This is a genomic window from Protofrankia sp. CiP1_Cm_nod3 (assembly GCF_982290655.1).
Genome location: NZ_CEVIVD010000077.1, coordinates 1 through 6948, shown reverse-complemented (window position 1 = coordinate 6948; position 6948 = coordinate 1). Strand labels below are relative to the sequence as shown.

General features: G+C 69.4%; 5 protein-coding genes. 3 read left to right on the top strand and 2 right to left on the bottom strand.

Annotated elements, in window-relative coordinates; translation table 11 throughout:
• Window positions 1-1386: 1386 nt before the first annotated feature.
• On the top strand, window positions 1387-1833 hold the full coding sequence (locus AC5LUJ_RS15255; protein WP_250285003.1) for a Dps family protein: 447 nt from the start codon (window positions 1387-1389) through the stop codon (window positions 1831-1833).
• Window positions 1806-2264 (top strand): Fur family transcriptional regulator, encoded by a 459-nt coding sequence (locus tag AC5LUJ_RS15250; RefSeq protein ID WP_250292622.1) that lies wholly within the window; start codon window positions 1806-1808, stop codon window positions 2262-2264. The genes AC5LUJ_RS15255 and AC5LUJ_RS15250 overlap by 28 nt, the downstream gene beginning before the upstream one ends.
• A gap of 113 nt (window positions 2265-2377) precedes the next feature.
• Here the strand turns inward: AC5LUJ_RS15250 and AC5LUJ_RS15245 are convergent, their stop codons facing one another.
• Complete coding sequence (locus AC5LUJ_RS15245; RefSeq protein WP_250287043.1) at window positions 2378-2890, bottom strand: BlaI/MecI/CopY family transcriptional regulator; 513 nt, start codon at window positions 2888-2890, stop codon at window positions 2378-2380.
• Between the two features lie 1602 nt (window positions 2891-4492).
• Window positions 4493-5038 carry a class IV adenylate cyclase gene (locus AC5LUJ_RS15240; RefSeq protein ID WP_250287040.1) on the bottom strand — a complete coding sequence of 182 codons (546 nt, stop codon included), beginning with the start codon at window positions 5036-5038 and terminating at the stop codon, window positions 4493-4495.
• Window positions 5039-6360: 1322 nt separating this feature from the next.
• Here AC5LUJ_RS15240 and AC5LUJ_RS15235 point away from each other — a divergent pair.
• Window positions 6361-6948, top strand: a 588-nt coding sequence (locus AC5LUJ_RS15235; protein WP_493465148.1) for an Ig-like domain-containing protein, incomplete at its 3' end; no start/stop codon positions are given.

Below are 6948 nucleotides of genomic sequence, written 5' to 3'. Positions count from 1 at the left end.
AGGCGACATCCATCGGACGCGGACGCCCCATTGGCCACCGTTGTCGACGTTATCCGCGATGACACGAATCCGCGGAATGACCTCGAATCCACGAAATGGCGGGGCAGCGCGGGCCCGCGGCGCCGCCCGGACAGCCGAGGGCAACCAGATCATCTTCCTTGCCGCCCCGGACGCCCGACGGCCCCGACGGCCAGCCCGGTGAACCGGTCGAACAGAAACAGAATAATAATCTGTCTATATTTGAGAACGCGGCCCGGCCGCATCGCGTCGTACCCGGCAGGGCCGTGACCTGCGGATGTCGTCCATCACCAGCGCCGGTCCGGCAACGGCACCCATCCCCTTCCGAGCCCCGCGGCCTTCATGCCGCCGGAAGCCCCTCAGGTAACCGGCAGACATATCCGTAACCGATACGTCCATAACAGGGCTGTACGCCGTGGACGCCTCCAGGGGGCGCCCGTGCGCCATCCAGGCCCGCACCGACGATCCCATGATCGACTATAGGCCGCCGCGGCGCCGGGACGTCGCCTCTGGGCCCGGGCCCGGGCTGCCGGCCCCCGCCGTGCCGTCCGGAACCTCCGTTCGCCGTCCCGCCACGCCTGAGCAGCGGGAGCGGGAGCGGGAGCGGGAGCGGGCTGAGCATCGCACCCGGCCCCAGGACGTTCACCCCTAGAGCGCCGGTCGGGTAACCATACGTATCCCCCCGAACGGTGGCCCGCTTCGATGAGCGCCAGCTACCGGAGAAGATCGACGCTATTTTGTCGTTGTGTACGCTTTTTGGCCGCAAAAGCGTACACAACGACAAAATAGCCTGGATCATGGCCTGCACGGGTGGTCCGTGGATGGGATCCGCGCTACTTGACCGGTGCTCTAGCGAACAACGCCGCCGTGATGACCATGGCCCCGCCGTGATGACCATGGCCCCGCCGTGCGACGACGGGCGCCCAGTGGGCTGCCGAACATGACCCGCGGCCTGGGGAGCGGGCTTGGCGTGCCGGCGACATTGGTCGCGTTCAGCATCGAATGATTCACCGTCAGTGGGCTCGCCATCGATGGATCCGGCATCGCCGCAACGGTTCTTCTCGGCCGCGCGACGCCCGCCGCCACGAGCGCCTGGTGTCGGCCCGTCCGAGAGAGGGTATGGACCGCTCCGCCCGCCTCGGCTCCCGACGGCCGCACCCGCACCAACATCGGGAAGCACATGGGCCGGACGGACCCTCGCGCCCCGGCTCCCGACGGCCGCACCCGCATCCGCACGGGGGCCTCACGACACCGCGACGCCGCCTCGTCGCGGCCCCTCCGGGGTCTTCGGCCACCCCGGAAAACATCATGATCACATTATGGACAGCGGGTAGATTAGACATAGTCCAAAGAAGAGGAGACTCAGATATGATCAACAAGGTTGATCGCGTGGGTAGCCTGCTCCAAGCCACACTGGTAGAGTTTGTTGATCTTGCCCAGCAGGGCAAACAGGCCCACTGGAACGTCGTCGGCCCCCACTTCCTCCCGGTACACCAGCAGCTCGACACGCTGGTCAACGACGTGCGGCTGGGCGCGGACGAAGTCGCGGAACGCGCGGTGGCCATCGGCTACCATCCGGACGGGCGCAGCGCCACCGTGGCAAAGGAGACACCGCTGAGCGAACTGCCCGCGGGGCCGATCAGCGACGCCGACGCGGTGCGCGCGATCGCCAACCGACTACGGAAAGTAGCCGACGCCCTCCGTACGCGGGTGGACCAGCTCAACGATCTCGACCCGGTAACCCAGGACCTGCTGATCGGCCTCACCGCGACCCTGGACAAGCACACATGGATGTTTGGCGCACAGTTGAACTGAGCGCCCGGCTACGTACCGCGGGCCTGCGGGCCACCGGCCCCCGGCTCGCGGTGCTGGACGCCCTGATCCGTCTCGGCGGCCACCGGCGGGCCGACGAGGTGCACAGCCACCTGACGGGCCAGGGCCGCGATCTCGCTCGAGCCAGCGTCTACAACGTTCTGCGCGACCTCACCGCCGCCGAGCTCGCGCTGCTGGTGGACGTCGGCTCGGGCGTGACCCTCTACGAAGTGGGCGGCACCTTCCACCACCACTTCGTCTGCCGCTCCTGCGGATCGGTCCAGGACATCGCCTGCGCCGTCGGCACACCCCCCTGTCTGCGTCCGGACGCCGACGCCCATCCCGGTATCGCCAGCCTGGACGAGGCGCGGATCGTCTTTCGCGGTCTGTGCTCCGGCTGCGGCGCGCTTCGTGGGAGCGCGCTACTCCCGTGAGGAACGTGCCCGGCAGGCACCAAAGCTCAAGGCCACGTCTCGGCCATGTCTCACCACGATCGCAGACGGCCCGCCCGGCCCTGCGCCCTGTGTCCTGCGCCCGGGTCGTCGCCTCATCCCGCGTCCGGATCTCCGGCGCCGGGAGCATCCGTGGCCGCACGGGTGTCCGGGGCCGCGGACTCCAGCAGCCCGCGCAGCAGGCGCGCCTGCCCGGGCGACAGAGCCGCGGCGAAATGACCCAGTGCCGCGTCGGGGTCGCCCGCGCGCTCCAGTGCCGCGAGCATCTGGGCGGCGGCGTGTTCCTCCTGACGCCGGGTCGGGTGATACATCCAGAGCCGACGGACGCGGACCCGCTCGACATGCCCCTTGCTGATGAGACGGGCGAGCGTGGTGGCAATGGTGCTGTGCGCGAGTTCCCCACCCAGCTCCCGCTGGATGTCGCCGGTGCTGACCGGTGCGCGCGCCGCCCAGACGACCGCGAGGACCGCCGCCTCCAGCTGGCCGGGCTGGCGCCGGGCTGCCAGGCCATCGGCGGCTGGCGGCTGGCGGCCGCTGTCGTCTCGTGCGGCGTCGCCTCGTGGGGCGTCGCCTCGTGGGGCAGGTTCAGGGCCCAGAGTAGTCAACAAAGACCGTCCTTGGATGCGTGAAGGGCGTGGCGGCGGCATGATCCGCCGAAGTGGCAACAGCTGGCGCGGATGGCCGGTGTGTCGGTCGCGACAGGCAGGCACCGATACGCCGCGGCGGGGCCCGGAAACATCGAGGAGCCCGCCGGCACTGAGAAACCTGCCGGCGTGTGGCATCCGGACAGCGGCAGACCTGACGTGGCGTGGCGTGAGGTGGCGTGGCGTGAGGTGAGCAGCGTCGCCCGGTCGTCGGATCGGTCTCCTCGGCGGAGGACGACGCCGACGGATCAACGTGCCGGCAGCGGCTGTGACGGTCCCGACCGACCGAAGAGGGCCGGGTCCTGCCGGGCGCGGTGCCGCCGGCCCCCGCCGGAGCGGCCACAGCGCCGCGGGCCGCGGGCTACCGGGGCAGGCAGCCGCCGGAGCGGCCGACGCTCATCTCACGGCCGGCGGACGTCCCGCGGTGGTCCCCGGCGAGCCATCGCGTGCCTGAGGATCCCGGTCGCCGCGGGAACCACGGAGCAACCGCGTGGCCGGGCCAGGGACGCGCCGTGGTCGGCAAGGGCCGTCCGGCCGGGCAGCGCCGCCGGGAGCAGGATCGACAGTGCGGCGTGAACGATGCGGATGACGAGCGCCCGGGCATGACCGACGGCAGCGGCGCACGACCTGCCGGCCCGCCGTCCGGGCCGCCCGGCCGTGGCCGGCACACGCGAAAGCGCGGCCGGGCCATTCGCCCAGGCACAGCTTTGCACCATGTGCCGCGGCCCACCCATCTGTAGTCGGTTGCATCGCCCGTGTCACGGGGTTACATGTGGTCGTGTGACATATGTAGTCGCCCGTGGCTACCCACGTCATCCGCGGGAAAATCTGGTGGAGAACCTCACACCTCGCTGGTACGCCACGTCACCATTCCGGCCGGAATCCATGGTTACGTCGACAAATGATTACCAGGCGCGAGCGCCCTGCCACCCGGGAAAGATTTTATCCGCGAGCGACGGGAGCGGACTCCGCGAACCGGCCGGAAATCTTTGTGGCCGCCCCCTCAGCACGAACCCGACGTATTCACACTGGCGCGGATCGCACACGGCCGGCCCCGGCCGCACCAACGCCCGTCCGTCCGCCCGTCCGCCCGTCCGACCACAGCGTGGCCACGCAGCGGCCGCACGCCGGCCGGATAACACTGATCATGCGCCGCCGGGCGCACGCCGCCGCAGCCGCCGGACGTCCGCGGCCCGAGGCGAAGCGTGGAGCCGGAGACCGAACAGCATCCGGACACCCAAGCAACAGGAGAAGCACTCTGAAAAATCAACGAATGAGCAACGAGCCCCAAAACAGGATAATACTGGGCAACAGGTATCGAACTACCGTCGCCGGCCGGCTGGTACCGGACGACTAGTGCCGGACGGCTGACACCGCCCGATCGGCACTATTCGACTGGTATCGGCCGACTGGGACCGTTTCGGCCCATCGGGACCCCGGTGCCGTCGCGGTCCGGCCACGGTGTCCGCCAGGAGTGGCCGCGACACGCGGGCGACGACACGCACCAGGGACCGCCCAGGCGTGGACCACCTGGACAGCGGATCCGAGAAAAGGTCTCGAGGGATCTCAGGCGGCACGCAACTGGGCGGTCCGCACCAGCGCGTCACATGTTTCTTCGGTACGTGTCACATCAACGCCCAGGGATGCCACAAAGGCATTCAACGCCTCCTGTACGGCGACCACCGACTCGTGTGGGGACACCGGGCAGTCGAGCTCCAGGAACATACCCAGCCCGTCGAGTTCGTCCACATAGAGCGACATGTTGCCCAGGCTGGCCGTCCGCCGGATCTTGGCCACCCGTACCGTGGGACAGAAACCCATGTTCAGGATGGCCTGGTGCATCTGATCACGATCGGCGACCTCGGTCTCGAACGAGACGTACGCCTGGGCGTTGATCGTGGGCTGTTTCAATGTGAAGAAATGACGGTTGTTTATCGTGCGCAGCCGCGGGAAGGACACCCCCAGCCGACTGTCCTCGAAGGTCCAGCGATCAGGGGCGTACGCCTGGTCGTCCTGAAAGAACGGCTCACCCAGCTCGATGCCTCGCGCCTTGAGGGTCAGGAAGAGCGCCTCCCGGTCCCACACGTGGAACTTGACCTTAACCTCACGCACACGAGCCTCCCCATCGTCTACCCGGCGATCCCCCGAGGCGACAACCTGACACATAACCAACCAACCAGAAGTGGCGCCCACCGCCAAAGCTATAGAGTCGGATGGGCGTTGGATGCGAGCAAGCAGCCCTGACTACATCTTTCTAGCGTGTGTCCGGGGCCCGGGGCACGATATCAACGTCGCGGTGACAGCCAGCAACGTTAAGTACACGATCCGGCCTTCGTCGAGGTCTCCTGGACGCAGGCCGGCGCGTCGCCCGTCCCCGAACGACGCTCGCCTCCACGCCGGGCCTCGGATGCCGGCGTCGCATATCCGCAGGCAGACCTCCATCAGGTTACGAGCATGTTTCACAACGGACGCCGTTCGGATCTTCGTCCGGCCGTGCGGTGATGCGCCCACGGTGCGGTCGGCCTCATCGTCGGCATCGTGGTCGATCACAGGCCGGCAAACCGGGGGACAGCCCCGACCATGCGCCGGAATCCCCGCCAGCCAGCGGGCGGGCAGCTCGTCGCGGAGCCGGCCACCGCGGGCCGCCGGCCTGCGCGGCCCCGCCCGTCCCGCTTTCCGGAAAAGCCCGGAAAGCCGTCGGAGCAATCATTTACCGATACGACCGGCCGCCGCGCGGGCCAGCGGATCCGGCGTGTGCGGAAGCCGGCCCGGTGAAATCCGGGAAACCCGGGCCGGGGCCCGCCATACGGCATGGCGACGGCCCCGGAAAAGCTGCCCGGAACAGTTCACCCACCGAGTCGGCCAGCTATGACAGCCGTCGTCGACGGCGGTCGCTCCCGCGTTCGGCGGCCCGGGCCGGCGGCTCGGAAAATCGGAACGACATCGCCCCGGGACGAATGAACAACGTTTTCGCGACAGCGAAAAAGGGATCGGGGCGGCCCACGGCCACCAGGCCCACGGCAACCATGACAGGACCGGGCCGCGCCGGCATGACGTCCCGGCCCCGACGGCGGCGCCGGCAGACGACATCCGCCGCTCGCTGACCGCCCGACCGCCACCACGCACGACCAGGACATGGCCCGGGAGACGACCGGGACATGGCTGCGGTCACGACCGCGGCAGCGGTCCGACTACGGCAGCGGTCCGGCCGGGGCGTGGACCGGCCGGCAGCGGGCACGGCTGGACGACACCGACCCGGCGTCGTCCAGCGGCAGGCCTCAGGCGCAGACTCGACAAGCACGCGGACACCATCACGCCCGATCAGCCCGGCGTCCGATCAACTCGGCGCGTACAGCCTGGCAAGTTGCCCGGAAAGATCCGGGTATGCTCCGATACAGACCGAACTCGGACGCCGGAACAGCGAGGAGAAGCGGATGAGGCCCACACCCGTGGACGGCCACACCCGCACCGAAACGGATCTCTACGGCGAAAGCACCGACATCCGTCCCAAAGGGCACAGGCTGAACCTGCGTGCGCTGACGGACCGACGGCGCCGGCTGTGGCTGGGGATCGGCGCCACCGGGCTTGTACTCGTCATCATCGTCGGCATCCTCCTCACCCGGGGCGGACAGGAGCCGGTGCCCACCCCGGCAGCCGCGGCCACCGCGCACCCGAGCACCCTCGCCGGACCCACCGAAAAGGCCGCCCCGCCCCGCCCCCTCGGCCGCTGGGTTCTCAGCGCCGGCACGAGCCCTCTCGAAGGGCAGTCCATCCAGGGCGGTACCGAGATCACCCTGACCGCGGGCACGGACACCCTGGACAAGGTCGAGCGGGTCAAGTTCTCCCTCGACGGCGACACGGTACTCGATGACCGGGACGCGCCGTTCAGCGTCCCGCTGGGCAATCCGAGCCCGGGCAAGCACACCCTCACCGCCCGGGTCCGCACGGACGACGGCAGCGCCGAGGTCGAGTCCACCTTCACCGTCACCGGTGACGGGGCGGCCCCGGCGCCCACCATATCG

Excerpts from the sequence above, each read along its gene's own strand:
- AC5LUJ_RS15255 (WP_250285003.1), top strand. The coding sequence starts at position 1,387 with ATGATCAACAAGGTTGATCGCGTGGGTAGCCTGCTCCAAGCCACACTG.
- AC5LUJ_RS15250 (WP_250292622.1), top strand. The coding sequence starts at position 1,806 with ATGGATGTTTGGCGCACAGTTGAACTGAGCGCCCGGCTACGTACCGCG.